The organism is Streptococcus oralis, from assembly GCF_016127915.1.
Classification (GTDB): Bacteria; Bacillota; Bacilli; order Lactobacillales; family Streptococcaceae; genus Streptococcus; species Streptococcus oralis_BO.
In genome coordinates this window covers 1,682,011-1,708,407 of record NZ_CP066059.1, presented here as the reverse complement: position 1 = coordinate 1,708,407, position 26,397 = coordinate 1,682,011, and the positions used below count along the sequence as shown (strand labels likewise).

General features: G+C 41.8%; 24 protein-coding genes and 2 pseudogenes. 3 read left to right on the top strand and 23 right to left on the bottom strand.

Annotated elements, in window-relative coordinates; genetic code table 11:
- Positions 1 to 66: 66 nt before the first annotated feature.
- The 4 genes from I6H78_RS08370 to I6H78_RS08355 all read right to left on the bottom strand — a co-directional run bounded on the left by I6H78_RS08370 (position 67) and on the right by I6H78_RS08355 (position 6,604).
- Positions 67 to 2,763 carry a cation-translocating P-type ATPase gene (locus I6H78_RS08370; protein ID WP_198459385.1) on the bottom strand — a complete coding sequence of 899 codons (2,697 nt, stop codon included), beginning with the start codon at positions 2,761 to 2,763 and terminating at the stop codon, positions 67 to 69.
- Between the two features lie 218 nt (positions 2,764 to 2,981).
- Complete coding sequence (locus tag I6H78_RS08365) at positions 2,982 to 3,968, bottom strand: glycosyltransferase family 2 protein (protein ID WP_198459384.1); 987 nt, start codon at positions 3,966 to 3,968, stop codon at positions 2,982 to 2,984.
- Positions 3,961 to 4,992 (bottom strand): acyltransferase family protein, encoded by a 1,032-nt coding sequence (locus I6H78_RS08360; RefSeq protein WP_198459383.1) that lies wholly within the window; start codon positions 4,990 to 4,992, stop codon positions 3,961 to 3,963. Before I6H78_RS08360 ends, I6H78_RS08365 begins: the two co-directional genes overlap by 8 nt.
- A 1-nt stretch (position 4,993) precedes the next feature.
- Entirely contained in the window at positions 4,994 to 6,604 is a 1,611-nt protein-coding gene (locus I6H78_RS08355) for a hypothetical protein (protein ID WP_198459382.1), read from the bottom strand.
- 156 nt (positions 6,605 to 6,760) lie between these two features.
- Between I6H78_RS08355 and mntE the strand changes: the two genes are divergently transcribed.
- Entirely contained in the window at positions 6,761 to 7,954 is a 1,194-nt protein-coding gene (mntE, locus tag I6H78_RS08350; protein ID WP_198459381.1) for a CDF family manganese efflux transporter MntE, read from the top strand.
- A 53-nt stretch (positions 7,955 to 8,007) separates the two neighbouring features.
- On the opposite strand, the gene I6H78_RS08345 is transcribed toward mntE, so the two are convergent.
- The 9 genes and pseudogenes from I6H78_RS08345 to cdaA form a co-directional block, all read right to left on the bottom strand.
- A complete protein-coding gene (locus I6H78_RS08345; RefSeq protein ID WP_198459380.1) occupies positions 8,008 to 8,607 on the bottom strand; it encodes a hypothetical protein in 600 nt (199 codons plus the stop codon).
- Positions 8,604 to 10,472, bottom strand: a complete 1,869-nt coding sequence (locus I6H78_RS08340) for an ABC-F family ATP-binding cassette domain-containing protein (protein WP_198459379.1) — start codon at positions 10,470 to 10,472, stop codon at positions 8,604 to 8,606. Before I6H78_RS08340 ends, I6H78_RS08345 begins: the two co-directional genes overlap by 4 nt.
- Positions 10,469 to 11,668 (bottom strand): CCA tRNA nucleotidyltransferase, encoded by a 1,200-nt coding sequence (locus tag I6H78_RS08335; protein WP_198459378.1) that lies wholly within the window; start codon positions 11,666 to 11,668, stop codon positions 10,469 to 10,471. Before I6H78_RS08335 ends, I6H78_RS08340 begins: the two co-directional genes overlap by 4 nt.
- Positions 11,665 to 12,432, bottom strand: a complete 768-nt coding sequence (dapB, locus tag I6H78_RS08330; RefSeq protein ID WP_198459377.1) for a 4-hydroxy-tetrahydrodipicolinate reductase — start codon at positions 12,430 to 12,432, stop codon at positions 11,665 to 11,667. Before dapB ends, I6H78_RS08335 begins: the two co-directional genes overlap by 4 nt.
- A gap of 151 nt (positions 12,433 to 12,583) precedes the next feature.
- Positions 12,584 to 13,432: pseudogene (locus I6H78_RS08325) on the bottom strand (DegV family protein).
- Positions 13,433 to 13,434: 2 nt separating this feature from the next.
- A complete protein-coding gene (locus I6H78_RS08320) occupies positions 13,435 to 13,809 on the bottom strand; it encodes a DUF1149 family protein (RefSeq protein WP_038805513.1) in 375 nt (124 codons plus the stop codon).
- A gap of 73 nt (positions 13,810 to 13,882) precedes the next feature.
- Entirely contained in the window at positions 13,883 to 15,235 is a 1,353-nt protein-coding gene (gene glmM, locus I6H78_RS08315) for a phosphoglucosamine mutase (RefSeq protein WP_198460244.1), read from the bottom strand.
- A gap of 30 nt (positions 15,236 to 15,265) precedes the next feature.
- Positions 15,266 to 16,063: a CdaR family protein gene (locus I6H78_RS08310; protein WP_198459376.1), complete on the bottom strand. Its 798-nt coding sequence runs from the start codon at positions 16,061 to 16,063 to the stop codon at positions 15,266 to 15,268.
- Positions 16,050 to 16,907, bottom strand: coding sequence for a diadenylate cyclase CdaA (gene cdaA / locus I6H78_RS08305; protein WP_033630051.1), 858 nt, complete (start codon positions 16,905 to 16,907; stop codon positions 16,050 to 16,052). The genes I6H78_RS08310 and cdaA overlap by 14 nt, the downstream gene beginning before the upstream one ends.
- A 136-nt stretch (positions 16,908 to 17,043) precedes the next feature.
- Between cdaA and I6H78_RS08300 the strand changes: the two genes are divergently transcribed.
- Positions 17,044 to 18,012 carry an NAD(P)/FAD-dependent oxidoreductase gene (locus tag I6H78_RS08300; protein WP_198459375.1) on the top strand — a complete coding sequence of 323 codons (969 nt, stop codon included), beginning with the start codon at positions 17,044 to 17,046 and terminating at the stop codon, positions 18,010 to 18,012.
- A gap of 31 nt (positions 18,013 to 18,043) precedes the next feature.
- Here I6H78_RS08300 and whiA read toward each other — a convergent pair whose 3' ends face one another.
- The 9 genes from whiA to I6H78_RS08255 form a co-directional block, all read right to left on the bottom strand.
- Positions 18,044 to 18,955, bottom strand: coding sequence for a DNA-binding protein WhiA (gene whiA / locus I6H78_RS08295; protein WP_042902710.1), 912 nt, complete (start codon positions 18,953 to 18,955; stop codon positions 18,044 to 18,046).
- On the bottom strand, positions 18,952 to 19,929 hold the full coding sequence (locus tag I6H78_RS08290) for a YvcK family protein (RefSeq protein WP_001231060.1): 978 nt from the start codon (positions 19,927 to 19,929) through the stop codon (positions 18,952 to 18,954). The genes whiA and I6H78_RS08290 overlap by 4 nt, the downstream gene beginning before the upstream one ends.
- Positions 19,926 to 20,816 (bottom strand): RNase adapter RapZ, encoded by an 891-nt coding sequence (gene rapZ / locus I6H78_RS08285; protein WP_000163046.1) that lies wholly within the window; start codon positions 20,814 to 20,816, stop codon positions 19,926 to 19,928. The genes I6H78_RS08290 and rapZ overlap by 4 nt, the downstream gene beginning before the upstream one ends.
- A gap of 51 nt (positions 20,817 to 20,867) precedes the next feature.
- Positions 20,868 to 21,248, bottom strand: coding sequence for a RidA family protein (locus tag I6H78_RS08280; RefSeq protein WP_001140420.1), 381 nt, complete (start codon positions 21,246 to 21,248; stop codon positions 20,868 to 20,870).
- Between the two features lie 9 nt (positions 21,249 to 21,257).
- A complete protein-coding gene (gene yihA / locus I6H78_RS08275) occupies positions 21,258 to 21,845 on the bottom strand; it encodes a ribosome biogenesis GTP-binding protein YihA/YsxC (protein ID WP_198459374.1) in 588 nt (195 codons plus the stop codon).
- A gap of 8 nt (positions 21,846 to 21,853) precedes the next feature.
- Positions 21,854 to 23,086, bottom strand: coding sequence for an ATP-dependent Clp protease ATP-binding subunit ClpX (clpX, locus tag I6H78_RS08270; protein ID WP_002874765.1), 1,233 nt, complete (start codon positions 23,084 to 23,086; stop codon positions 21,854 to 21,856).
- 201 nt (positions 23,087 to 23,287) lie between these two features.
- The gene (locus I6H78_RS08265; protein WP_000162308.1) at positions 23,288 to 23,794 is read right to left on the bottom strand and encodes a dihydrofolate reductase; all 507 of its coding nucleotides are present in this window, start codon (positions 23,792 to 23,794) and stop codon (positions 23,288 to 23,290) included.
- Positions 23,795 to 23,912: 118 nt separating this feature from the next.
- A complete protein-coding gene (gene cmk, locus I6H78_RS08260; protein ID WP_000849406.1) occupies positions 23,913 to 24,587 on the bottom strand; it encodes a (d)CMP kinase in 675 nt (224 codons plus the stop codon).
- Between the two features lie 9 nt (positions 24,588 to 24,596).
- Positions 24,597 to 25,106 (bottom strand): SAG1386/EF1546 family surface-associated protein, encoded by a 510-nt coding sequence (locus I6H78_RS08255; RefSeq protein ID WP_000410193.1) that lies wholly within the window; start codon positions 25,104 to 25,106, stop codon positions 24,597 to 24,599.
- A 45-nt stretch (positions 25,107 to 25,151) separates the two neighbouring features.
- Here I6H78_RS08255 and I6H78_RS08250 point away from each other — a divergent pair, with 45 nt between their 5' ends.
- Positions 25,152 to 25,355 (top strand): ferredoxin, encoded by a 204-nt coding sequence (locus I6H78_RS08250; protein WP_002874767.1) that lies wholly within the window; start codon positions 25,152 to 25,154, stop codon positions 25,353 to 25,355.
- A gap of 74 nt (positions 25,356 to 25,429) precedes the next feature.
- Here I6H78_RS08250 and I6H78_RS08245 read toward each other — a convergent pair.
- Positions 25,430 to 26,396 (bottom strand): annotated as a pseudogene (locus tag I6H78_RS08245) (glycosyltransferase family 2 protein).
- Position 26,397 lies beyond the last annotated feature (1 nt).

The window sequence follows — 26,397 nt, the reverse complement described above, 5'->3', positions numbered from 1 at the left end:
AAAAGGGGGTAACCACTAACTCTTTCCCTCAAATGCAAAAAAAGCCATCCGAAGATGACTTTCTTTTTAAATCGCATTCTTATCAAGACCAAGTTTACGTTGAACAAACTTGACGATTTCGACGATAAGTATCATTGAGAAGCTTCCAGCTAGAACAATAGCCCATTGCGATAGGTCTAGTTTGGTTACGTGGAAGATACCTTCAAGTGGTTCTACAACGATCGTTGCCATAAGAAGAATGAAGGATACCAAGATAGACCAGTTGAAGGTCTTAGACTTGAATGGTCCAACTGTCAAGATGGATTGGTAAACAGACTTAACGTTGTAGGCATGGAAGAGCTGAATCAAACCGAGTGTTGCAAAGGCCATTGTAAGGGCATCTGCGTGAATGGCTTGGTTGTCTCCTACATGAACTGGATAGGCAAGAGCAAGACCATAAACAGTCAAGACGAGTGCCCCTTGGAGTACACCTTGATAGATAATAGAACTCATGACCCCACCTGAGAAGAAGCTTGATTTGCGTCCACGTGGTTTGTGGGTCATAACACCTGGCTCAGCTGGTTCAACACCAAGAGCGATAGCTGGGAAGGTATCGGTTACCAAGTTGATCCACAAGAGATGAACTGGCTGCAAGACATCCCAACCAAACAAGGTTGATAGGAAGATGGTTAATACTTCAGCCGTATTGGCAGAAAGTAGGTACTGAATGGTCTTTTGAATATTTGAGAAGACCTTACGTCCTTCTTCAACTGCGACGATGATAGTCGCAAAGTTATCATCTGCAAGAATCATGTCAGATGCACCCTTAGAAACCTCAGTACCAGTGATTCCCATACCGATACCGATGTCGGCTGTTTTCAGAGCTGGCGCATCATTAACACCGTCACCTGTCATGGCAACAACCTTACCTTGGTTTTGCCAAGCTTTCACGATACGAACTTTATGTTCTGGAGATACACGTGCGTAAACAGAGTATTGACCAACGACTTTTTCAAATTCTTCATCAGAAAGTTCGTTGAGCTCAGCACCAGTCAAGACATGGTCCTCTGAGTCATTTTCATCGATGATTCCCAAACGTTTAGCAATAGCTTCTGCTGTATCTTGGTGGTCACCTGTAATCATGATTGGACGGATTCCCGCTTCCTTAGCCACACGAACCGCTTCTGCCGCTTCGGCACGTTCAGGGTCAATCATCCCAATCAAACCAGTAAAGATCAAGTTGTTTTCAAGCTCTTCAGAAGTAAGATTTTCTGGAATACTATCGATAATCTTATAAGCACCTGCAAGGACACGCAAGGCTTGGTGAGCCATTTCCGAGTTGTTTGTATGGATTAATTCAGTGACTTTCTCATCAATCGGAGCAACATCTCCAGCCTTATCACGAGCAACACAACGTTTCAAAAGTTGGTCTGGAGCTCCCTTAACCGCTACAAGGAATGTACCATCTGGCAATGGGTGAACCGTTGACATGAGTTTACGATCTGAGTCAAACGGCAATTCAGCTACACGAGGATATTTCTCTAAGAACCCTTTAACATCATAGCCCTTATCCAAGGCATACTGGATGAAGGCTGTTTCGGTTGGGTCACCAATCAGGTTGCCTTCCACATCAATTTTAGTATCATTGGCCAAAACAACTGAACGAAGAAGCGGCATGTCCAAGCCAAGTTCAATGTCATCAGCTGAGTCATGTAGAACCGCATCGTAGAAGACTTTTTCGACTGTCATCTTGTTCATGGTAAGCGTACCAGTCTTATCAGAAGCGATGATTTCTGTTGAACCAAGCGTTTCAACTGCTGGCAACTTACGAACGATAGAGTTTCGTTTAGCCAAAACTTGAGTACCGAGGGCAAGAACGATGGTTACAATAGCAGGAAGCCCTTCGGGAATGGCTGCAACAGCAAGCGCAACAGAGGTCATCAACTCACCAAGTGGATCTTTGCCTTGAATGAAGACTCCAACTACAAAAGTAACAAGGGCAATGACCAAAATTGCATAGGTCAAGATCTTAGAAAGGTTGTTCAAGTTTTGTTTGAGTGGTGTGTCTGTCTCATCCGCATCTTGGAGCATGCCAGCGATATGACCCACTTCAGTGTACATACCTGTATTGACAACAACACCAAGACCACGACCGTAGGTCACGTTTGAGTTTTGGAAGGCCATATTGACACGGTCACCAATACCAGCGTCTGCAGCAAGCTCGACTGACAAGTCTTTTTCAACTGGCACAGACTCACCTGTCAAGGCTGCTTCTTCGATTTTAAGAGAATTAGCTTCTAGCAAACGTAGGTCTGCTGGTACTACATCACCAGCTTCAAGGGAAACGATATCTCCTGGTACCAATTCTTTGGAATCAATCTCTGCCATGTGTCCATCACGAACAACGCGAGCAGCTGGACTGGACATAGATTTGAGGGCTTCGATGGCTTCTTCTGCTTTTCCTTCTTGGTAAACACCGAAGGCAGCATTGATGATAACCACGGCTAGGATGATGATGGCATCTGCGATATCTTCCCCACCAGAAGTTACGACTGACAAGATGGCCGCAGCAATTAGGATGATAATCATCAAATCCTTAAATTGCTCGATAAACTTGACCAAGAGAGATTTTTTCTCACCCTCTTCCAGTTCATTGCGTCCATATTCAGCTAGGCGTTTCTGTGCTTCGCTTGACGAAAGACCTTGCTCAGTTGCTTCAACTGACTTCAAGACCTCTTCAGGACTTTGAGTGTAAAACGCTTGGCGTTTTTGTTCTTTTGACATGTGTCTCCTCCTTGACATTGTGTGCAAAACAAGTTCTCTTTCTGTCCTATCTTTTCACGACAAACAAAAAGAGACCTGTTAATCATAACAAGTCTCGCTGTTTAAGATAGTGCCGGAAAACATACTTTTCAGTATACAATTCGGAATGACGACACTATCACAGGTTTCTGCCAGCTACTCCCTTGAGTAGTACTATTATATCAAAATTTGAAAATTTTTCAATGGTTAAAATCCGATGAAACACTTTCTGGATCAAAAGTACGTTCACTGATAATATATCTAGGACGCCGTTTTGTTTCCAGATAAATCTTTCCAACATACTCACCAATTACGCCCAAACTAATCAATTGAACTCCACCAAGTAGGCTAACTATTGCATAGGTGCTCGCCCATCCAGCCACGACTGTACCAGCAAACTTACTCCATACAACCCAAATAATCAATAGAAAACTAAAGAGTGACGTCAAAACACCAAGACTTGTAATCAACCGAATCGGTTTGATTGATAAACTTGTAATACCATCCATAGCTAAACCAAGCATTTTAGACAGTGGGTAATGGCTCTCACCAGCAATTCGTTCATGTCGCTTATACGAAACGTAAGAATATTTAAAGCCAACTAAAGGCATTAAACCACGAAGAAATAGATTGACTTCAGTGAATTTTTCTAATTCCTTCAAGAATCTTTTAGAAACCAATCGATAGTCAGCATGATTAAAAACAACTTCTGCTCCAAATAGGCGTAAAACTTTATAAAAACCTTCAGCTGTAATTCGTTTAAAAGCAGAGTCCGTATCACGGTTATCACGTACACCGTAGACAATTTCAGAACCGCTTTTATATTCTTCAATCATTTTATCCATACAATTGATATCATCTTGTCCATCGGCATCAATGGTAATGACAATATCAGCAAACTGAATGGCCTCATACATACCTGCAAGTACACTACTTTGATGACCTCTGTTACGACTTTGCGATACACCAACCACAGAAGGGATAGATTTAGCATAACTTTCTATCAGTTCCCAAGTCCGATCCTTACTACCATCATTTACATACATAATTTTACTATGGCAGTGGATTTCTTCTTTCTTTATTAATTGTTCAATTTTTTCAACAAACATTGGATTAGTATGCGGTAAGACTTGTTCTTCGTTGTAACATGGAACAACAATATATAAAATTGGCTTGTGTCTACTCATCTCTTTCTCCTAATCTTTTTATCCCAAAAGGAAAGTTGGTTCCTCTAAACATCCTGACTATCAATTCACAGCCCAAAATTGTTAATATAACTACAAAAACTGTCGTTATATATTGATTAACAAAAATTCCAGTATATTTCGTAGACAATTCTTTAACTAATTTTTCTACTAACACCAGAACTATCGGCGAATGTACTCCATAATAAATCAACGTTTTTTGTCCGATTGATTTCAAAATGGAACTCTCTGGAATTGTTTTAAAAAATATAAGAACACTCCAAATTCCTGAAATAGCTGCCAAGTAAAATAAGAAATGATTCCCAATTTGCTGATAATACAAATCAACAATTTGATGGCCACTCACTCGATAGTTTAGTTTACTACTATAATTGGTAAGAATAAGTCCAATCGGTAAAAGGTAAATTGAAAAATACTTTTCTAACTGATGTAAATTATTCTTAGTCCATACTCCCAGCAAGATGAAAATCAGAGCAACAGGAACTAAATCAATATTCCAAATTAAATAATACTCCCTCTCATATACCTTCTGTCCGAGATAGACCAAAACCAAGAGAGATAAGATTATTATCACCCACTGGCTCAAATTCCATCTTCTCTTTAAAATAAAGTAACTGAAAACATGAGCCAAAAACATCACATTCAAAAACCATAATTGAAAATAAATATGCAAACGGTCTGAAATCAGTAACTGTTTTATAAAATGAAGAATATCAAAACTCAGAACCTGATCAGGGTACATAACAAAAAGTTGAAACAGAAAAACAAAACTATTTAGCAAGAAAAAAGGAATAACTAAACTCTTTACCTTATTTAAACAATAGCCTGAGAAGGTTTCGTATTTTCTAACATTCAAAGTAAAACCAGATAAGAAAAAGAACAACGGTATGTGGAATGAATAGAGAAGCAACTTTGCATTATTTGGAACGAAGCTACTATGTCCAATGATAACTAATATAATTGCTAAACCTTTAGACATATCTATGTAACCAATTCGGTTCTTCATACTATCCTCCTGTTCCTAATTTTAAACGATAAACGCTCATATCTGAAGTGACAGATTCAACTTCCTCAAAGTAAACATCCTTCTGATAATGTTCTTTCATAATTTTTTTAACACTATCCATATTCCCTGAGGAAGTGGACCAAAAGAAGAGAATATTCTGATTGTTGATTGCAGAAGACAACAGATTTTCAGGTTCTTCAACTCCGTATCGTTTCATTTGTTCATAATAATGAGGAGAAAAAGTTTGCCAATTTCCTAATGTAGTTGTATTTGTCACTAACTGATTGGGTCTTAATTTAAAAGTTGACAATGTAGGCTGTGAAGAAACCAAAGTGCCATATCCACCAAAAACAATAAGTTTATCCGAATTCCTCTGTACAAGATTTTGGTACTCTGAGACTACTGACGATTGAATATAGGGAAACCAATACAGTTCTTGTCCAAGCTGATTTATCCATACTGCTCCTCCTAGTATTCCCATTATTTGTAAGCTAAGGAACACCTTCCTCTTATCAAATAAACGTCTTTTTTCATAAAATGATCGAGCATAAAACATAAATACTACTAAGAAACATACTATTAGAGGGATATATACGCGCTCTACTACCCTCTGTCTAACAAAGAGAGCTCCAATTAAAAGTAAGGGGGAAATCGGTACAAACCATCCGTATAACTTCTTAGGCTTAAAAATCAAAAACCAACTAATCAGTACTAAAGAGAAGGTTATCAGAATACTATTCTTAAAAAAATCTGATATCATCTGAAGCAGATTAAACGAGTATTTCTCTGAAAGGGAACGAACAGATTGAATGTTTGTTAAAAGAGTATTACTTAAGGCTTTTTTTTCAGCAAATAACCAGTAGGTGGAGACATTCAAATCATTCTCACTTACTCCCAAAGCTTCAAATTCATTCGCATGTCTTTGATAATCAATAGCAGGATAATCTCTCAAATTCGTACTTAGGGCATTCCATGTCAAATACTCCTGTACGTCAGCTTTCCCTAGTGTATATAGTTTATTGGAAGCAAAAATTAGTAAAATGACGCTAAATAATAAAACAACTTCTTTTCTTTTTTTAGAAGATATCCACTCAAATAGCAGAAAAGGGAATAACAGTAAAATAAAGCTTGATATAATTTGAGGTCGAATGGATAAACCAATGAACAATAGTGATAGTCCTGAAATGTACCTTTTGTCAAATAGTAAAAAAGTTGCTGCTGTAGCTGATAAATATGCGATAACGGAAAAAGAAAAATATTTAATAAGTATCAATTGGGCTAAAAACACAATTGGAAGCAAAAGATACAGTTTTTTCTTATAAAAAAAGATAGCATAGACACCAAAACTAATACAATAAATACTAACTAAAAAGATAAAAAAAATATTCCAATCAGTAAAAATTTTTTGAAGAAAGACCAACCCTGTAGATAATAAAATTCCTACATAGGGTAATAGCATATTATCCCCAGATAATATAGTTTGATTCACCATGATATCATCTACTACAGGATATTCAAAACCTCTCATCGATATATAGAGATAAAAAAATAAAAATGGCAAAAATAAAAAACTTAAGCTAAGTAGCCTACTGACCATATTTTTATTTATCATTACAAGCTCTCTTTCGAATAAATATTACTCTTCAATTCTACCACATTTCCTTATAAAAAACTAGCTTACCTCCAATCTTGTAAGCCTATATCGTTTGAATTTTCCCATGAAAACCAGTATAATGGTAGAATACTATATGACTAGAAAGGAAGCCCGATGAACCAATCCATGTCAAATCTTAAATTGGCAGAACGTGGAGCCATTATCAGCATTTCGACCTACCTCCTCTTGTCTGCAGCAAAATTGGCAACTGGTCACCTCCTGCATTCTTCCAGTTTGGTGGCAGATGGTTTTAACAACGTATCCGATATTATCGGAAATGTTGCTCTCTTGATTGGGATTCGGATGGCCCGCCAACCTGCAGACCGTGACCATCGCTTTGGTCACTGGAAGATTGAAGATTTGGCTAGCTTGATTACTTCCATCATCATGTTCTATGTTGGTTTTGATGTGCTTCGGGACACCATTCAAAAAATCCTCAGTCGGGAACAAACACCCATTGATCCTCTGGGAGCGATTCTAGGAATCATTTCAGCAGCGGTTATGTTTGCTGTTTATCTCTATAACACACGCCTCAGTAAGAAATCCAAATCCAAGGCTCTCAAGGCAGCTGCCAAGGACAATCTTTCCGATGCTGTCACCTCACTTGGAACCTCCATTGCTATCCTAGCCAGCAGTTTCAATTATCCAATCGTGGATAAATTAGTCGCTATCATTATCACTTTCTTCATCTTAAAGACAGCTTACGATATCTTTATCGAGTCTTCCTTCAGTCTTTCAGATGGTTTTGATGACCGTCTGCTAGAGGACTACCAAAAGGCTATAATGGAAATCCCAAAGATTAGTAAGGTCAAGTCCCAAAGAGGGCGGACCTACGGTAGCAATATCTACCTTGATATCACCCTGGAGATGAATCCTGATTTATCAGTCTATGAAAGTCACGAAATTGCAGACCAGGTCGAATCCATGCTGGAAGAGCGTTTTGGAGTCTTTGATACCGATGTCCATATCGAACCAGCTCCCATACCTGAGGACGAGATTTTAGACAATGTCTATAAAAAACTGCTCATGCGTGAGCAATTGATTGACCAAGGAAATCAGCTAGAAGAACTCCTTGCTGAGGACTTTCTCTATATCCGTCAAGATGGAGAGCAGATGGATAAAGAGGCTTATAAGGCTGAAAAAGAACTTAGTGCTACGATTAAGAACATTCAGATTACCTCCATTAGTCAGAAAACCAAGCTCATTTGCTATGAGCTAGATGGCATCGTCCACACCAGTATCTGGCGTCGCCATGAGACTTGGCAAAACATCTTCCACCAAGAAACTAAAAAAGAAGACAAACAATGACCCTATCCAGTGGATAGGGCCATTTTGATTATTCTACTTTAAGCAAAGACGAACTATGACAGTTTGGAAGAATTGCTTTTCAAAGCTTGTTTTGCCTCTTTTCTTGCTTGACGATTTTGTTCGATACGCCATTCTCTTTCATAGTACTTCATGATCTCATAGACCCTTTCAGGAAAATCTACATCTAGTAGAATGATAGGGATGATCAAATCTGCTGACGGATGAAAAGGGAAACACCTTCTCTTCAGTAGAGCTATAAGTGATTGGGATTTCACATTTTCCTTATTTTTAAAATAAACTTCAATCCGATAGGAATTCCTATACTTTCCTCCAATCCGAGAGAAGGAAAATTCCTCTACATCTGCCCAAGCATAGAAATGACTGGGTTTCTTTGGGTTTGGTTTGTAGTAAAACCCCTCAACTGTGCATCTCAAATACTCCTTATCCAAGCTTAACAGTCTGTATGTCTGATAAATGATTACTCCAGCACAAAAGAGGACAACCAGCATAAACAAAAGACTTATCGCATGAAGTTTGCTCCCCTTTTCCGAATACGAATAGAGATAAGATAGAGGTAACAAGACGAAAAGACCGAACAAGGTATTCCAAATGATTTTCTTGGGACTACGTTTAATGATTTTTTCTTCCATCATGCCAACTCACTTAGGTATTCATAACGTTCGTATTTTTCAAGGAGTGCTTCGTTTTTCTCATCTAGTTTTTTTTGAAGAGTAGCTAGTTTACCAAAGTCAGAGCCGTTTGCCTGCATTTCTTCTTCAATAGCAGCGATACGATTTTCCAAGGCTTCAATATCGCCTTCAATGCTTGCCCACTCCTGCTTTTCTTGGTAGGTCATGCGTTTCTTGTCTTCACGAACCTTGACCACTTTCTCCTTTTCTGCCTTTTGCACTTGATTGGCCATATCAGTTTCAAAAGCTTTTTCATCAAGGTAGTCGGTGTAATGACCAAAGAAAGGACGAATCTTGCCATCCTCAAAAGCGAGAATCTTGGTCGCTACCTTATCTAGGAAATAACGGTCGTGGCTGACTGTCAATACTGGCCCTGCAAAGCTCTGCAAGAAATTTTCCAAAACTGTCAAGGTCGCAATATCTAGGTCATTTGTCGGCTCGTCCAAAAGAAGAACATTTGGTTTTTCCAAAAGTAGTTTTAGGAGATAAAGGCGTTTTTTCTCTCCACCAGACAATTTCTCAATCAAGGTTCCATGTGTCGAACGTGGGAAGAGGAACTGCTCCAGCAACTCAGCGATGGAAGTTGTGGAACCACCACTGGTCTTAACCTCTTCTGCCACTTCCTGCAGGTAATTGATAACGCGCTTGCTTTCATCCAGGCCATCAATTTGTTGAGAGAAATAGGCAATGCGAACCGTCTCACCTATGATAACCTGACCTTTAGTCGGCTCAAGACTTCCTGCGATGAGGTTAAGCAGGGTTGACTTCCCAACACCATTGTCCCCAACGATACCGATACGGTCTTTAGCTTGCACCAAGAGATTAAAATCTTGCAATATCGGCTTATTCTCATAAGCAAAGGAAACATCCTTAAACTCGATGACCTTCTTACCAATACGGCTAGTTTCAAAGTTCATGGTCAAGTCTGTCTCAGCAACGCCACCTGAAACTTCTTTTTTCAAATCGTGGAAACGATTGATACGGGCCTGTTGCTTGGTCGCACGCGCTTGCGGTTGTCTGCGCATCCAGGCTAATTCTTGCTTATAGAGTTGTTCTTTTTTGTGGAGAAGTGCTGCATCACGCTCATCTTGTTCTGCCTTGAGGCGAACATAGTCCTGATAATTTCCCTGATACTCAGTCAATCCTGCGCGATCCAATTCGAAAATCCGTGTTGATAAAGCGTCTAGGAAATAACGATCGTGGGTGATAAAGAGAACTGTTTTCTTGGAATTTTTCAAAAAGAGAGTCAGCCACTCAATGGTCGCAATGTCCAGGTGGTTGGTCGGCTCGTCCAGAAGCAAGAGGTCGTGGTTTCCTAGGAGAACTTGCGCCAACTGGACCCGTCTTCTCAGACCACCTGACAATTCACCAACTGGAGTCGACAAATCCTGAATACCCAACTTGCTGAGAACAGTCTTAATCTGACTTTCGATTTCCCAGGCTTGGAGAGAATCCATCTCAGCCATGACCCGTTCCAAACGAGCCTGCTTATCCTCGCTATAGTTGAGCATGAGGAGTTCATACTCACGAATCAACTGGATTTCTTTGAGGTCGCTGGACAGAACGGTATCTAGAACAGTCTTACTGTCGTCAAAATCTGGATCCTGAGTCAAGTAGCCAATCTGGTAATCATTTTTAGCTGAAAAAGGACTGACATCACCATCAAAACCTGAAACTCCAGAAAGAACATCTAAAAGGGTAGTCTTACCCGTTCCATTGACACCGATTAGACCGATTCTGTCTAGGTCATGGATGATAAAGGAAATATCCTTAAAAACTGTCTTGTCACCAACGGATTTACTTAGTTTTTCAACGATAAAATCACTCATTTTTTCTCCCTTAGGTAAACATGGATGGCTTGACGGTCATTTTCCAATTCTCCATCGACAATGGCAAACTCAATCTCTGTTAAAATCTCTCCCAAATCTGGCCCAGGTTGATAACCATATTCCTTAATCAAAACACCACCATTGATTTGGATTTCTTTCTTATCATGAATGGACAAACTCTGGTAAGTTTCTTTGATGGTTTGTGGGTTGACTTCTTTTCCTTGAGCCTGACGAAGATTTTCAGCCTGCAAAAGCAAATCCAAGTCAAAGCGATAACAATCCCGCTTGCTCAGCTCTCCTTCTTCTCGCAAAGCCAAAATAGTCAGCAAATCCTGAACCTGCTTGGCAAATTGGCGTGAGGTCTTCCAATGTTTCAAAAATGGTTGCGCATCTTTAATCTCCAAAGCCCACAATAGAGCTGCCCAGGCTTGTTCGGAAGATTCAAAAGTGAACTCAGTCTCCAAATCAAACAGTCTGTTGAGCTTGTCCTGGTTCCCTGCCATATCTGGAAGATAGTCATAAGCTCGACTCTCAATCATGGAAGACAGACCAACTCGCCAAAAAGGTGCCAGCAAGAGTTTATCAAACTCAACGAAGGTGCGCTCCACAGAAATTTTCTCCAAAAGTGGCGTCAAAGTCTTCATCGCTTCAAAAGTTTCTGACTCAAGTTTAAAACCAAGACTGGCCTGAAAACGGAAACCACGCATAATCCGCAAAGCATCTTCGTTGAAACGCTCACTAGCCACTCCAACTGCTCGCAAGACTTGGTTTTTCAAATCTTCTAATCCATGGAACAAGTCAATGATTTCACCTGTCTCATCCAAGGCAAAGGCATTAACTGTGAAATCACGGCGCTTGAGGTCTTCTTCTAGCGAACGAACAAAGGAGACCGCACTAGGTCTACGATAGTCCACATAGACATCCTCCGTCCGAAAGGTCGTTACCTCATACTCCTCGTCCCCATCTAAAACCAAGACGGTTCCGTGCTCGATTCCGATATCGGCTGTTCGCGGAAAAATCTGCTTGGTCTCTTCTGGATAGGAAGAAGTCGCAATGTCCACATCGTGGATGGGGCGATTGAGGAGGGCATCTCGAACAGAGCCCCCAACAAAATAGGCTTCAAAACCTGCTTCTTTAATTTTTTCTAATACTGGTAAAGCCTTCTGAAATTCAGAAGGCATTTGCGTTAATCTCATAATAAGTGTTCTAATCCATAGACAAGCTCATGACGCTTGACAACTTCTTTGATTCCCAAATTGACCCCTGTCATGAAGGAGCTGCGATCATAGGAGTCATGACGAAGGGTCAATCCTTCTCCCTGATTGCCAAAGATAACTTCTTGATGAGCTACTAAGCCTGGCAAACGAACTGAGTGGATCCGCATGCCATCAAAATCAGCACCACGGGCACCAGCAATCAATTCTTCCTCATCAGGCGCACCTTGTTGGATAGACTCTCGCACTTCCGCCATCAGCTCAGCCGTTTTAATAGCTGTTCCGCTCGGAGCATCTTTTTTCTTGTCATGATGAAGCTCGATAATCTCCACATTGGGGAAATATTTGGCAGCCTGCGTCGCAAATTGCATAAGCAAGACAGCCCCCAAGGCAAAGTTAGGGGCAATCAAGCCACCCAAATCTTGTTCACGGGAAAATGCTTTTAATTCTGCAATTTCTTCACTAGTGAATCCAGTTGTTCCTACGACAGGAGCAAAGCCATTTTCAAGGGCAAAACGCGTATTTTCGTAAGCAACGGCTGGTGTAGTAAAATCCACCCAGATATCCGCTTCAAAACCAGCCAAGTCAGCCTTATCATTAAAGACAGGAATCCCCTGCCACTCTGACTCAGACTCAAAAGAATCCAAAACTGCGACCAAGTCCAAGTCTGGATCAGCCAAGACCATCTGACAAGCAGCTTGGCCCATCTTTCCCTTAAAACCGGCAATAATTACTCGAATACTCATCTCTACTCCTGTCTAAGATACAAAGGACGTTAGCTGCCCATGAAAAATAGGGAATGGCGCTGACTTTCCATGAAAGGCAAGACAGGCATCTTTTTTCAAGAGGCAGGTAGCCCGTGTTCAATTTCTAAGATACAAAGCCTGTAAGAACAATTTAGACGATTGGTGTATAGCTCAAGGCGATACTGCCTTCTCCAAGGTGGGTCCCAATGACACTACCAAAGCTAACAATTGGAATCTCAGAAGTCACACCACTCTCAATCAAAAACTGACGTAAATCCGCTGCCTTCTGAGGTGCGTTCCCATGAATGACTGTAATACGGTAGTCCCCATCTTTTGTCAACTCCTTGATGATTTCCACCAAACGTTTGATTGCTTTCTTTTCTGTACGAACTTTTTCGTAAACTTCAATCACTCCTTGGTCATTAAAGTAAAGGATAGGCTTGATACTGAGGAGATTCCCTAAGACGGCTGCCCCATTTGACAAACGTCCTCCTTTAACCAAGTGGTCGAGATCATCTACTATGATAAAGGCTGAATTATCAGCAATTTGAATCCCCAACTTCTCCTGAATCTGGGCAAAATCATCGCCTTGTTCTGCCCATTCAAAGGCACTCTCTACCATAAATCCTAGAGGGGAACTTGTGATATGGGTATCTGGAAAGGCAATGGTCAAACCTTCATACTCGTCTAACATATATTGGATGTTCTGATAAAAGCCTGAAATTCCTCACGAAAGAAAGAGGCCCAAGACATGAGTATAACCCTCGTCTTTCAAGGAACTTAGAATCTCATCTAATTTGGCAATACTTGGTTGACTGGTCTTAGGCAATTCTGCAGACTGAGCCATTTTTTGATAAAATTCCTCAGCAGTCAGATTGACACCTTCGACATACTCTTCCCCATCAATATTGACAGGAATATCCAAGATAAATAGATTCTCTCTTTGCAGCGTCCTCTCATCTAAATAGGCTGAAGAATCTGTAATGACAGCTAATTTCATGACTAAAACTCCAAATTGATCCCTGGAAGATCCAAGGCGATTTCTGTTACTTCATAAGTCAAACGGTTGAGCATGTTCAAGCATGGACGTGCCAAGGTTTCGACTTCTTCTTGGTTAAATTCGCTTGGTTCGTTGACAATACGGTCTTCCACATGGTTAACTTGAGAAATTGTTCCGCTGATGACAAATTTGTCAAAGACAATCATGAAACTCAAGATAACGACTAAAGAAGTTACTTGATTTTCTTGGTCATGTTGGAGCAACTGAAAGTTCACGTCTACCTTGGTTTCAGGAGCTCCATTTTCATTTTCCCATTCAAAGTTACGAGCATCAAAGTGATACTGGCTAACAAATTCTTGTTCTCGTTTAAGATTCATTTTTCTCTCCCATTGCTACAATTTACTATGCAATTGTACCACATTTTTATCATTTCATCTAGTTTTCTAGGCTTTAGTCAATTCCAATTTCATCTTTAACAACAGCAGCAATTGTATCTACGTAGTAGTTAACTTCTTCTGTTGTTGGGGCTTCTGCCATGACACGCAAGAGGGGTTCTGTTCCACTTGGGCGGACAAGGATACGACCGTTCCCTGCCATTTCTTCTTCCATCTTTTCGATGATTGTCTTGATGGCTGGTACTTCCATGGCTTTCTCTTTCATAGCATTTTCGACTCGGATATTAACCAGTTTTTGTGGGTAAATCGTCACTTCTGATGCTAGTTGAGACAAGCTCTTGCCTGTTTCTTTCATGATTTTAGTCAATTGGACAGCTGATAATTGACCATCACCAGTTGTATTGTAATCCATCAAGATAACGTGGCCTGATTGTTCACCACCAAGGTTGTAGCCTGATTTTCTCATTTCTTCAACGACATAGCGATCACCAACAGCAGTCACTGCCTTGTTAATGCCAGCACTCTCCAAGGCCTTATGGAAGCCAAGGTTAGACATAACCGTTGTTACGATGGTGTTTTGAGCCAACTGACCTTTTTCAGAAAGGTATTTCCCAATGATATACATAATCTTATCACCATCGACAATATCGCCATTTTCATCGACAGCAATCAAGCGGTCACTGTCTCCGTCAAAGGCCAAACCAATAGCTGACTGGCTTTCTTTGACTAGTTCTTGGAGAGCTTCTGGGTGTGTAGAACCCACATTCAAGTTGATGTTAAGACCATCTGGTGTCTCACCGATAACAGTTATTTGAGCCCCAAGGTCTGCAAAGATTTGACGAGCACTTGTAGACGCTGCACCGTTTGCTGTGTCCAAGGCCACTTTCATTCCTTCAAGAGGCGTTCCAGTTGAAACAAGGTAGCCTTCATACTTACGTAAACCTTCTGGATAGTCCACCAAGGTTCCCAAGCCTTCGGCACTTGGACGAGGAAGGGTGTCTTCTGTAGCGTCCAACAAGGCTTCGATTTCTGCTTCTTTTTCGTCATCAAGTTTGAAGCCATCCCCTCCAAAGAACTTAATTCCATTATCAAGGGCTGGGTTGTGACTAGCGGAAATCATGACACCTGCACTGGCTCCCTCAGTTTTGACCAAATAAGCTACTGCTGGTGTTGCAAGGACACCGAGTTTGTAGACGTGAATCCCTACAGAGAGGAGACCTGCCACTAAGGCAGATTCTAGCATTTCTCCTGAAATACGTGTATCACGTCCTACAAAGACTTTAGGGGCTTCCGTTTCATGTTGGCTAAGAACATAACCACCAAAACGTCCCAATTTAAAGGCCAATTCTGGTGTCAGTTCTACGTTTGCTTCTCCACGGACTCCATCGGTCCCAAAATATTTACCCATTTTATTTATCATCCTTTTCTACTATTTTATTTAGTCCTGTTTAGACGAGTCTGGTTTCGTTTCTGAACTCGTTGAAGACGAGCTGCTGGTTGAAGAGCCCGTTGACGAGGTCGTTGACGAAGAACTCGAGCTAGACGATACTGTTTTGGTTGTAATTTTCATTGTAGTGTCAAATGGCATAATGACGCTTGGCAAGACATTTCCATTTTTATCAACTGCTTGTAGTGGAACAGAGGCCGAGTAGTTACCTGTTATCCGTTCACTCGTCGGCAAGATGGCAATAACACGATCTACTCTAGAGAGAGTTTCCTCGTCACTAATAACCGTTACTTTTTCATCTGACACAGTGACTGTATCAATTTTCACACGAGAATCAATCTGGCTAGGGTCAATCTCCGGCACAACGATTACATTATCACGTTTTGCTTTTTTACCAACCTTCACTGTTATCTTTTGCGGTGTCGCAACAGCCGTCAAACCACTCGGTAAATTTTCAATAGTCAGAGGCACTTCGATGGTTCCTACACTGGCATTGGTTAAGTCAGCTTTGACCTTGAATTTCCGAGTGCTTTCCTGCATCTCGCTTGCCAAAGCAACTCTGTTTGACCCAGTCAGAAAGACGGTCACTTCAGATGTAAAACCACTAATAAAGTACTGATCACTGTCATACTGAATATCGATTGGGACATTAAGAACCGTATTGGTATAGGTTTCTGTCCGCACTTGTCTGGCACTGTTGCTATTCTGATAGTTTGTTGAAGTCGCATAGACAAAGAGGATGCAGGCGAAAAAGAAGGAAGAAATAATATAAAGGCTATTTTTTCTCATGTTTCAATCCTCCTAGCAAACGCTCTTTCAGACCCTGTTTTTTCTCTGATGTCGGAAGCAAGATTCTTCTTAACTCCGATTCAAACTCTTCCAAGGTCAAATCATGCTTAAAGACTCCATTATAGGTGATTGAGATTCCGCCTGTTTCCTCTGAAACCACAAAGGTAAGAGCATCTGATACTTCCGACAAACCAATCGCTGCCCTGTGACGTGTCCCAAACTCCTTGGAAATTCCTGTATTTTCAGTCAGGGGTAGGTAGGCTGAAGTTACGGCGATCCTGTCTTCTCTGACAATGACCGCACCATCGTGCAAGGGAGTATTGGGGATAAAGATATTAATCAATAACTCAGAGGAAATTTTAGCATCTAGAGGAATCCCAGTTGAGATGTACTCCTGCAAGGTTCTCACTCGCTGAACTGCTACCAGAGCACCAATCTTACGAGGACTCATGTACTCGACTGATTTGACAAAGGCACGAACCATTTGCTCTTCCGCACTAATAGGGGCATTGTAGAAGAAATCAGTAGCTCGACCCAATCTCTCCAAACCAGTCCGAATCTCTGGTGAAAAGATAACTACTGCTGCGATAACCCCATAAGTGATGATCTGATTGATCAACCAGGAAATGGTCGTCAAACCAATCATATTGGACAAAATCTGGCCTAAAATAAAGACCAGGACTCCCCGTACCAATATCATGATTTTGGTCCCTGCAATCGCTTTGGTAAAATGATATAAAATATAAGTCACAATGAGAATATCAATCAGATTGGTGACTATTGTCCAAGGGCTTGAAAACAAACTCGTCCAGTATTGCAAATTGGATAATGGTTGAAAATTCATCCCTGGCCTCCTCCCTGTCAAAACACTTTCTGTACCATTATACCATTTTTTGCCCATTTTTTCCCTATCCTACCTCATTTTAAATTAAGCAAAAATATGATAAAATAAACTGATTAGAAAAAACGAAGGAGAAATCATGTCTCAACTTTATGATATTACTATTGTAGGTGGCGGTCCTGTTGGGCTCTTTGCTGCCTTTTACGCCCACCTCCGCCAAGCCAAAGTCCAAATCATCGACTCCCTTCCCCAGCTAGGTGGCCAGCCTGCCATCCTCTATCCTGAGAAGCAAATCCTTGATGTACCAGGTTTTCCAAACTTAACTGGGGAAGAGCTGACCAATCGCTTGATTGAACAGCTAAACGGCTTTGAAACACCTGTTCACCTCAACGAAACTGTTCTTGAGATTGAAAAGCAAGTTCAAGGTTTTACCATCACAACCAACAAAGGAAGCCACCTGACCAAAACAGTCATCATTGCCATGGGTGGTGGTGCCTTTAAACCACGTCCACTCGAATTAGATGGCGTCGAAAACTATGAAAATATCCACTACCACGTTTCCAATATCCAACAATACGCTGGGAAGAAAGTAACCATCCTTGGTGGGGGAGACTCAGCTGTGGACTGGGCTCTAGCTTTTGAAAAAATTGCGCCAACTATCCTTGTTCACCGTCGAGATAACTTCCGCGCCTTGGAACATAGTGTGCAAGCCCTGCAAGAATCATCTGTGACCATCAAGACACCGTTCGTCCCTAGCCAACTCCTTGGAGATGGTAAAACACTCGACAAACTAGAAATCACCAAAGTCAAATCAGATGAAACCGAAACTATCGAAGTAGACCATCTCTTTGTCAACTACGGCTTCAAGTCTTCTGTTGGTAATCTTAAAAATTGGGGTCTGGACCTCAACCGTCACAAGATTATCGTCAATAGCAAGCAAGAGTCTAGCCAAGCAGGTATCTATGCTATCGGCGACTGCTGCTACTATGAAGGTAAGATTGATTTGATTGCTACAGGACTGGGTGAAGCTCCAACAGCTGTTAACAATGCTATCAACTACATCGACCCAGAACAAAAAGTTCAACCAAAACACTCAACCAGTTTATAAGAAAAGAACCACGGATCAACGATTCGTGGTTTTATAATTCATCTGCTATTTTATTGATCTTTCTGAGTCTGTGGTTGACACCACTTTTGGTTAGGGGATTGCTCAGGCTATCTGCCAACTGCTGGATAGAGTAGTCTGGGTGCTGGATTCGCAACTGAGCCACCTCTTGCAAATCCACGGGTAAATTTTCCAAGCCCATTCTATCTTTGATTTTACTGATATTATTAATGGTCTTCATACTGGCAGAAACTGTCCGAGCGATATTGGCTGTTTCAGCGTTATTGGCGCGATTGAGATCGTTACGGGTTTCACGCAAAATCTTGACACGCTCAAAGTTATCACGAGCCTGCATGGCCCCAATCACGATCAAGAAATCCATGATATCTTCTGCACGCTGGAGATAGGTAACTGCACCTTTCTTGCGCTCAATAACCTTGGCATCCAGTAAAAATTGCTGGAGGAGAGAGGCTAGTCCTTGGGCGTGGTCCAGATAAACGGAACTGATCTCCAACTGGTACTTGCCAGACTCAGGATCTCGAATACTACCATTTGCCAGAAAGGCTCCACATAAGTAAGCACGACCAGCTTCTTCATCTGCTAAAATATCGGGATCAATGCCCGTCTCCAAACCAAAGAAGGAATCCGCAAGCCGCAAATCAGCTAAAAGCTCCTGCACTCTCTCATCGGTATAGACCGTGTAGACACGATTCTTGCGAAGATTGCTTCTCTGATGGTGTCGAATCTCAGACTTAATCTCATAAAAATGGAGAAAGGACTCATAGAGATGCCGAGCCAACTTAGCATTTTCAGTCACCACTGACAAGGTTAGGCCAGAAGTCGAGAGACCGATACTGCCAGACATCTTGATGATGGCAGACAATTCATGTCGGCTTAGATGATGTTGACCAAGAATTTCCTCTTTTACTGCGACTGTAAAACTCATTTTCTCACCTGTATAATGCGCATCAATTCATCTACAATCAAATCGCCATCATGGAAGGCACCTCCATTTTCCAAACGAAGGAAGTTGGATGAAATCACACGAGGAACCTGCTTGCAAAGACCAGCAAAGTCATGCTCTACCTGAACCAAATATTCATCAAAACGGTTGGTATCCATGTATTCTCTAGGAACCTTTTCGATATTAACCAAGACTGTATCAATAAAAGGCCGACCTAAGTGTCGATGGAGGACTTCCACGTGGTCACTGTCTGAAAAGTACTCTGTTTCCCCACGCTGGGTCATGATATTGCAGACATAGGCGATCTCTGCCTTAGTCTCCAAGAGAGCCTGCCCGATCTCCTCAATGACAATATTCGGCAAAATCGATGTAAAGAGGGAACCAGGCCCCAAGACAATCATGTCACTCTCTAGGATAGTATTGACCACTCGACGGCTGGCTTGCGGTGTTTCATCATCCAAGGTATTGGTCACATAAACATGGTCGATCATGCCGGGATGATCTGCAATGTGGCTCTCACCTGCCACCTCAGAACCGTCTTTAAAGACTGCATGCAGTGTCAAAGGCTGATCGCTTGAGGGGTAGATTTTTCCTGTTGTGTGGAAAAAGAGACTTAGCAGCTGCATGGCATTGTAAGTGGACCCTTGCATTTCAGATAGGCCAGCAATGATAATATTTCCTAGCGGATGACCCGCAAAAGCTCCAGCCTCTTCTGAAAAGCGGTACTGAAAAACCTTCTCATAAAATTTAGGCATATCCGACATGGCTACCAGGACATTGCGAAGATCACCTGGTGGTGTCAGCTGTTGGATATTCTTTCTTAGCTCACCAGAAGATCCACCATCATCAGCTACCGTTACGATGGCTGCGATATCAACATCCTTTTCTCGCAAGCTTTTCAAAATGACGGGGATACCAGTTCCTCCACCAATTACCGTTATCTTTGGTTTTCTCATGAACGGTTTACCGTTTCCTTTCTTCTGTCTTTGTCACGATGGCTTTCATTGACAGGCCAGTTTTTAGCAAGGTCCTCAGCAATTCGTTTGGCAAAGGCAACACTACGGTGCTGTCCACCTGTACAACCTACTGCGATAGTTAAAACAGACTTGCCTTCTTTTTTGTAACTTGGCAAAATGGGCTCAATCAAGGCAAGCAAGTGCTGATAGAAACTTTCAGACTCTTCATGATTCATCACATAGTCATAAACTGCTTGATCCTCACCTGTCTGATTACGGAGCTCCGGAAGGTAGTATGGATTTGGCAAGAAACGAACATCAAAAACCAAGTCTGCATCGATCGGGATACCATACTTGAATCCAAAAGACATGACTTCGATACGGAAAGACTGGGCTTGTTCTTGGTCTGAAAATTGCTCTGCAATGGTTTTACGCAGTTCACGAGGAGTGAGTTCTGTCGTATCCACCACATTTTGACTCATGTTTTTCAAAGGTGCCAAGAGTTCACGTTCCAGCTTGATGCCATCTAAAATCCGACCATCAGCAGCTAGAGGGTGACTTCTTCTAGTTTCCTTATAGCGTGCCACCAATTCCTTATCTTTTGCATCCAAAAAGAGAATTTTAAAATCCAAATCGTCTTGGTTTTCCAATTCATCCAAAACAGCCTGAATCTCTGAAAAGAAGGAACGGCTCCGCATATCGACTACTAGGGCTAACTTATGGTCATCATCCTTGGTCTCTACCAACTGCAAAAACTTTGGCAAGAGGGCTGGCGGCATATTGTCAATAGTGAAATATCCCAAATCCTCGAAGGACTGAATGGCTACCGTTTTCCCTGCACCACTCATCCCTGTCACAATCACCAGGTGAAGTTGTTTCTTTGTCATCTATCTCTCCTTATATCAAAAAAAGTTTGGCAGAGCCAAACTTCAACTAGCTTATCCAATCTCTGCGATCACTTCAATTTCGACTTTTACATCACGAGGAAGACGTGCAACCTCTACAGCTGAACGAGCTGGAAATTCCTCTTTAAAGGCAGTCTGGTAAACCTCGTTAAAAGGAACAAAGTCATTCATATCGCTCAAGAAGCAAGTTGTTTTAACAACATGGTCAAAGTCTGTTCCTGCTTCTGCCAAAATAGCGCCGATATTTTTCAAGACTTGTTCTGTCTGTTCTTGGATCGTTTCTCCTACAATTTCTCCAGTTTCAGGAGATAGGGGAACTTGACCGCTAGCAAACAAAAGATTGCCAACGATTTTTCCTTGAACATATGGTCCGATTGCTTTTGGAGCTTTGTCTGTATGAATTGTTTTTGCCATTTCTTTCCCTCACAATTTTTCTAATATTGCATCCCAAGCCTGATCCATCCCTGCCTTGCTGACAGATGAAAAGAGGATGAAGTCGTCACTTGGGTCAAAGTTTAATTTCTTTTTGATTGCTGATTCGTGCTTATTCCACTTACCACGAGGAATCTTGTCCGCCTTGGTCGCAACGATGATAACTGGAATCTCATAATACTTGAGAAATTCGTACATCTGCACATCATCTGCTGACGGGTTGTGGCGGAGATCCACCAAACTGACAACCGCACGGAGATTTTCCCGAGTCGTTAGGTACTCCTCAATCATGCGCCCCCACTTTTCACGCTCCTTTTTGGAAACGCGGGCATAGCCATAACCTGGTACATCCACAAAGCGCATCTTGTCATCAATGTTAAAGAAGTTGAGTAGCTGGGTTTTACCAGGTTTCCCCGATGTACGAGCAAGATTCTTGCGGTTCAGCATGGTGTTGATAAAGCTAGATTTGCCAACATTTGAACGCCCTGCAAGGGCAATCTCTGGCAGGTCATCTTGCGGATAGTGGGATTTATTGGCCGCACTGAGCAAGATTTCAGCATTGTGTGTATTAAGTTCCATAGTCACCTCTAGGCTGTTTCTAGGATTGGTTTTTCCGTTCCATCGACAGCTTCTTTTGTGATGCGAACCAATTTCACATTTTCTTGACTTGGAACTTCAAACATAACGTCTAGCATGGTTTCTTCGATAATAGACCGAAGACCACGCGCACCAGTTTTGCGTTCGATAGCCTTATTGGCGATTTCCTGAAGGGCTTCATCGTCAAATTCCAACTCAACGTCATCATAAGAAAGCAAGGTTTGGTATTGTTTCACCAAGGCATTTCTTGGCTCTTTCAGGATGCGAACCAAGTCATCAACTGTCAATTGCTCAAGAGCAGCAAATACAGGCAAGCGTCCAATCAACTCAGGGATAATCCCGAATTTTTGAATGTCTTCTGCGATGATTTCTTGCATGTAGGAGCTGTTTTCGTCAATCGCCTTGTTGTTTTGACCAAATCCAATAACTTTCTCACCCAGACGTTGTTTAACGATTTCTTCGATGCCATCAAAGGCACCACCCACGATGAAGAGGATATTTTTAGTGTCCACCTGAATCATCTCTTGTTGCGGATGTTTGCGTCCACCCTGAGGTGGTACGCTGGCTACAGTTCCTTCGATGATTTTAAGAAGGGCTTGTTGCACTCCTTCACCCGAAACATCACGTGTGATAGACACGTTCTCGCTCTTCTTGGCAATCTTGTCAATTTCATCCACGTAAATAATTCCACGCTCTGCACGTTCGATGTTAAAGTCAGCAGCCTGCAAGAGTTTGAGGAGGATATTTTCCACGTCCTCACCCACATACCCAGCCTCAGTAAGAGCTGTCGCATCTGCAATAGCAAAAGGTACATTCAAGCTCTTAGCCAAAGTCTGAGCCAAGAAAGTTTTCCCAGAACCAGTTGGACCAATCATCAGGATATTTGACTTCTGCAAATCCACATCTTCTGACTCTTCACGCGTATCGTGGAAATTGATGCGTTTATAGTGATTGTATACAGCCACTGCCAAGGCACGTTTGGCACGATCTTGACCAATCACATAGTGATTTAGGATATTGAGGAGTTCGATTGGTTTTGGTACTTCAGACAAGTCTGCCAAAACTTCCTCGGCCAACTCCTCCCGAATGATTTCCTGGGCCAACTCCACACATTCATTACAGATAAAGGCGTTGTTCCCAGCGATTATTTTCTTTACTTCTTCTTGGCTCTTGCCACAAAATGAGCAATAAACCATCATATCATTTTTCCTATTTGTAGGCATGATTTCCTTCCATTCTAATTTATCATTCTATCTAAAATAAGGTCATATAAAAAGCGTGGACACTGTTTACCAGATTGGTAAAAGCATTCAACCAGAGTAAGGCAGACAGTCCATAGCGCTTCTTACGAAAAGCCTGTGCTCCAGTCAAAATACAGATCACACACAAAAAAGCTGTAAAAAATCCAAATATACTGCGCTCCATTAGACTTCCTTTCTATCCCGGTATTCGATGGTAAAATCATAGTCGTTTTTCTCATCTCGGGTGTAAGATTTGCTTGCTACTGTCTCAAAACGAGACAAGTCAAACTCCTCAGGAAAATAGGTATCTCCCTCCACCTGAGCATGAATCTGTGTCACGATGATTTCATCTAAATAAGGCTCAAAAGCCTGAAAAATCTGCTTTCCGCCAATGATATAGAGATTTTTTTCCTGACTCTGATACCACGCTAAAACAGACTCCACATCTTGAAATACGAGCGCCCCATCTATGACTTCTTCGCTATTGCGCGTTAAAATCAGGGTTTGCCGTTTTGGAAGCAGACGACGTCCCATACCATCAAAGGTCACTCGTCCCATCAGTATAGCATGATTTAAAGTTGTTTCCTTAAAATGTTGCAACTCTGCTGGCAAATGCCAAGGGAGACGGTCTTCCTTCCCAATCACACCTTTTTCATCTTGGGCCCAAATGGCTATGATTTTCTTTGTCATGCTTCCGTCCTTTTTATTGATACTACTATTTTATCAAAATTCTCCCAAAAAGGCTGTTTTGAAACGCGCGCAAAAGAGAGAAAAGGAGCAGGCTTCATTTAGCCTGCTCCTCTCGTCCCTAGGACATATATTTTTTTGCTTCTGATTCAATTTTTTCAACCACTTCTTGGATACTTAGTCCAGTTGTGTCAAGGTAAACTGCATCCTCAGCCTGTTTGAGAGGTGAGGTTTCACGATGACTATCCTTGTAGTCACGCGCCGCAATTTCCTCTTTCAACGTTTCAAGGTCTGTTTCAATCCCTTTAGCAATATTTTCCTTGTAACGACGCTCTGCTCTTTCTTCAACAGAAGCCACTAGGAAAATCTTGAGTTCAGCTTGTGGTAAAACAACCGTCCCGATATCACGCCCATCCATGACGATACCACCTTGCTGAGCAATCTCTTGCTGGAGCGAAACCAGTTTCTCACGCACCTCAGGAATGGCAGCAATACTTGAAACCTTGTTGGTCACTTCATTTTCACGAATCGGATGCGTAATATCAACATCCCCTACAAAAACAAGTTGCTCACCTGTTTCTGAACGACCAAAACTAATGGGATGTTGGTTAAGAAGCTCAAGAAGTTGATCTACATTTCCTGCATCCAACTGGTGCTTGAGCGCTATATAAGTCGCAGCACGGTACATAGCCCCTGTATCCAGATAAGTGTAACCAAAATCTTTAGCGACAATCTTTGCGACCGTACTCTTACCACTCGAAGCTGGACCATCGATAGCAATTTGAATTGTCTTCATGAATGACTCCTATCTTGTCTTAATCACATCACCTGGGTTGGCAAACCAAGAGCCAGATGACATGTGAGAAGGATTTAGGGCTTCTAGCTGAGCAATGGAAATTCCTGCACGCTGAGCAAGAGCTGCTTCTCCCTCTCCAGGCTGTACTGTAAGTGTTCCTTCACCCTCTGTAGTATGTTCTTCCGAACTGCTCTGTGAAGGTGTTGATTCAGAAGAAGTTGTTTCCTCTACCTTGCTACTTGAAGATGATGATTCTTCCACTTTAGAACTTGAACTTGTAGAAGGAGACGATGCATCATAGAAGTCCTTCAAAGATGATGTACGATTGCTTCCACCGGTTGATAGGTAAATCAATACAACTACCATCGCTACAACAATTACAAAGAAGAGGCTAGCTAGAACTGTCAAGACACGATTGGCAACTACGCCTTTCCCTTTTTGTTTCCGGTGTCGACGCTCTGATCTTGTTTCTTCCTCATTGTTTTCGTAAATATCTTCTTGCCACGGTTCTTTTTCCATACCTTACTCCTTGTTTTTTTTACATTTTCTTATTACAATATAAATATGAAAGTCACACTTATACCTGAACGGTGCATCGCCTGCGGGCTTTGCCAAACCTATTCTGAACTCTTTGATTACCATGATAATGGAATCGTTCGATTTTACGATGATCCAGTTGAATTGCAAAGAGAAATCGCTGAGACCAGCGATGTTCTGGAGGCCATCAAAAATTGTCCTACACGTGCACTTCTAAAAGATCCATCGTAGGAAGCAGGGAATAAATATAATTGTTTTTTCTCATTTTTCCCACACTTACTAGTTTAGCATATTTCTAGGTAAAATTATAGTCTTTTTTGGTTATTTTTTTCCTTCAACAAGAGAAAGGTCACTTTTTTCTTTGACGAGATAGAGTGGTCTTTTTTTGGTTTCTAGATAAATCTTACTGATATACTTACCGAGAATCCCAATCGTCAGGAGTTGAATCCCTCCAAGAAAGAGAATGACAGCCATCAAAGAGGTCCAACCAGATGTCGGATTTCCCAAGATAAGAGTCCGAAACACTACAAAAAATGTCATCACAAAAGAAAGAAAACAAGATAGGAGTCCCGCTACAAAGGCTATACTCAAGGGGAAATCTGAAAAGTTAAGAATCCCTTCAATCGAGTAGAAAAAGAGTTGTCTAAAACTCCAACTGGTCTTGCCAGCCTGTCGTTCAACGTTTGGATAATCAAGATAGTGCGTTTTAAAACCCACCCAGGCAAAGAGTCCTTTAGAAAATCGATTGGATTCGGTCAGGGTTAAAATAGCATCTACCACAGACCTTCTCATCATGCGAAAATCACGGACACCCGAGGGCAAGGCTACTGGGCTAATTTTTTGCATGAGGCGGTAAAAGAGGTCAGCACAGAAACTGCGGAAAAAGGGTTCTCCCTCCCGACTAGTTCTCCGTGTCCCAACACAGTCCAAGTCTGCATTTTGGTCTAGTAAGGCTTTCATCTCAAGTAGCATACTAGGAGGATCCTGAAGGTCTGCATCCATCACGACCACCAAGTCTCCAGTTGCATGCTGCAAGCCTGCGTATAAGGCTGCCTCTTTCCCAAAATTTCGTGAGAATGAGACATAACGGACCGCAGGATTTTGCTCCCGATAGGTCTTCAAAAGCTCTAAGGTCCCATCGCTTGAGCCATCGTCTACAAAGACATATTCGACTTCTGCTCCCAAGTCAGGAAGCAGAGCTTCCACAGACTGATAAAAAAGAGGAAGTACTTCCTCTTCGTTTAGACAAGGGACGATGATTGAAATCATCATC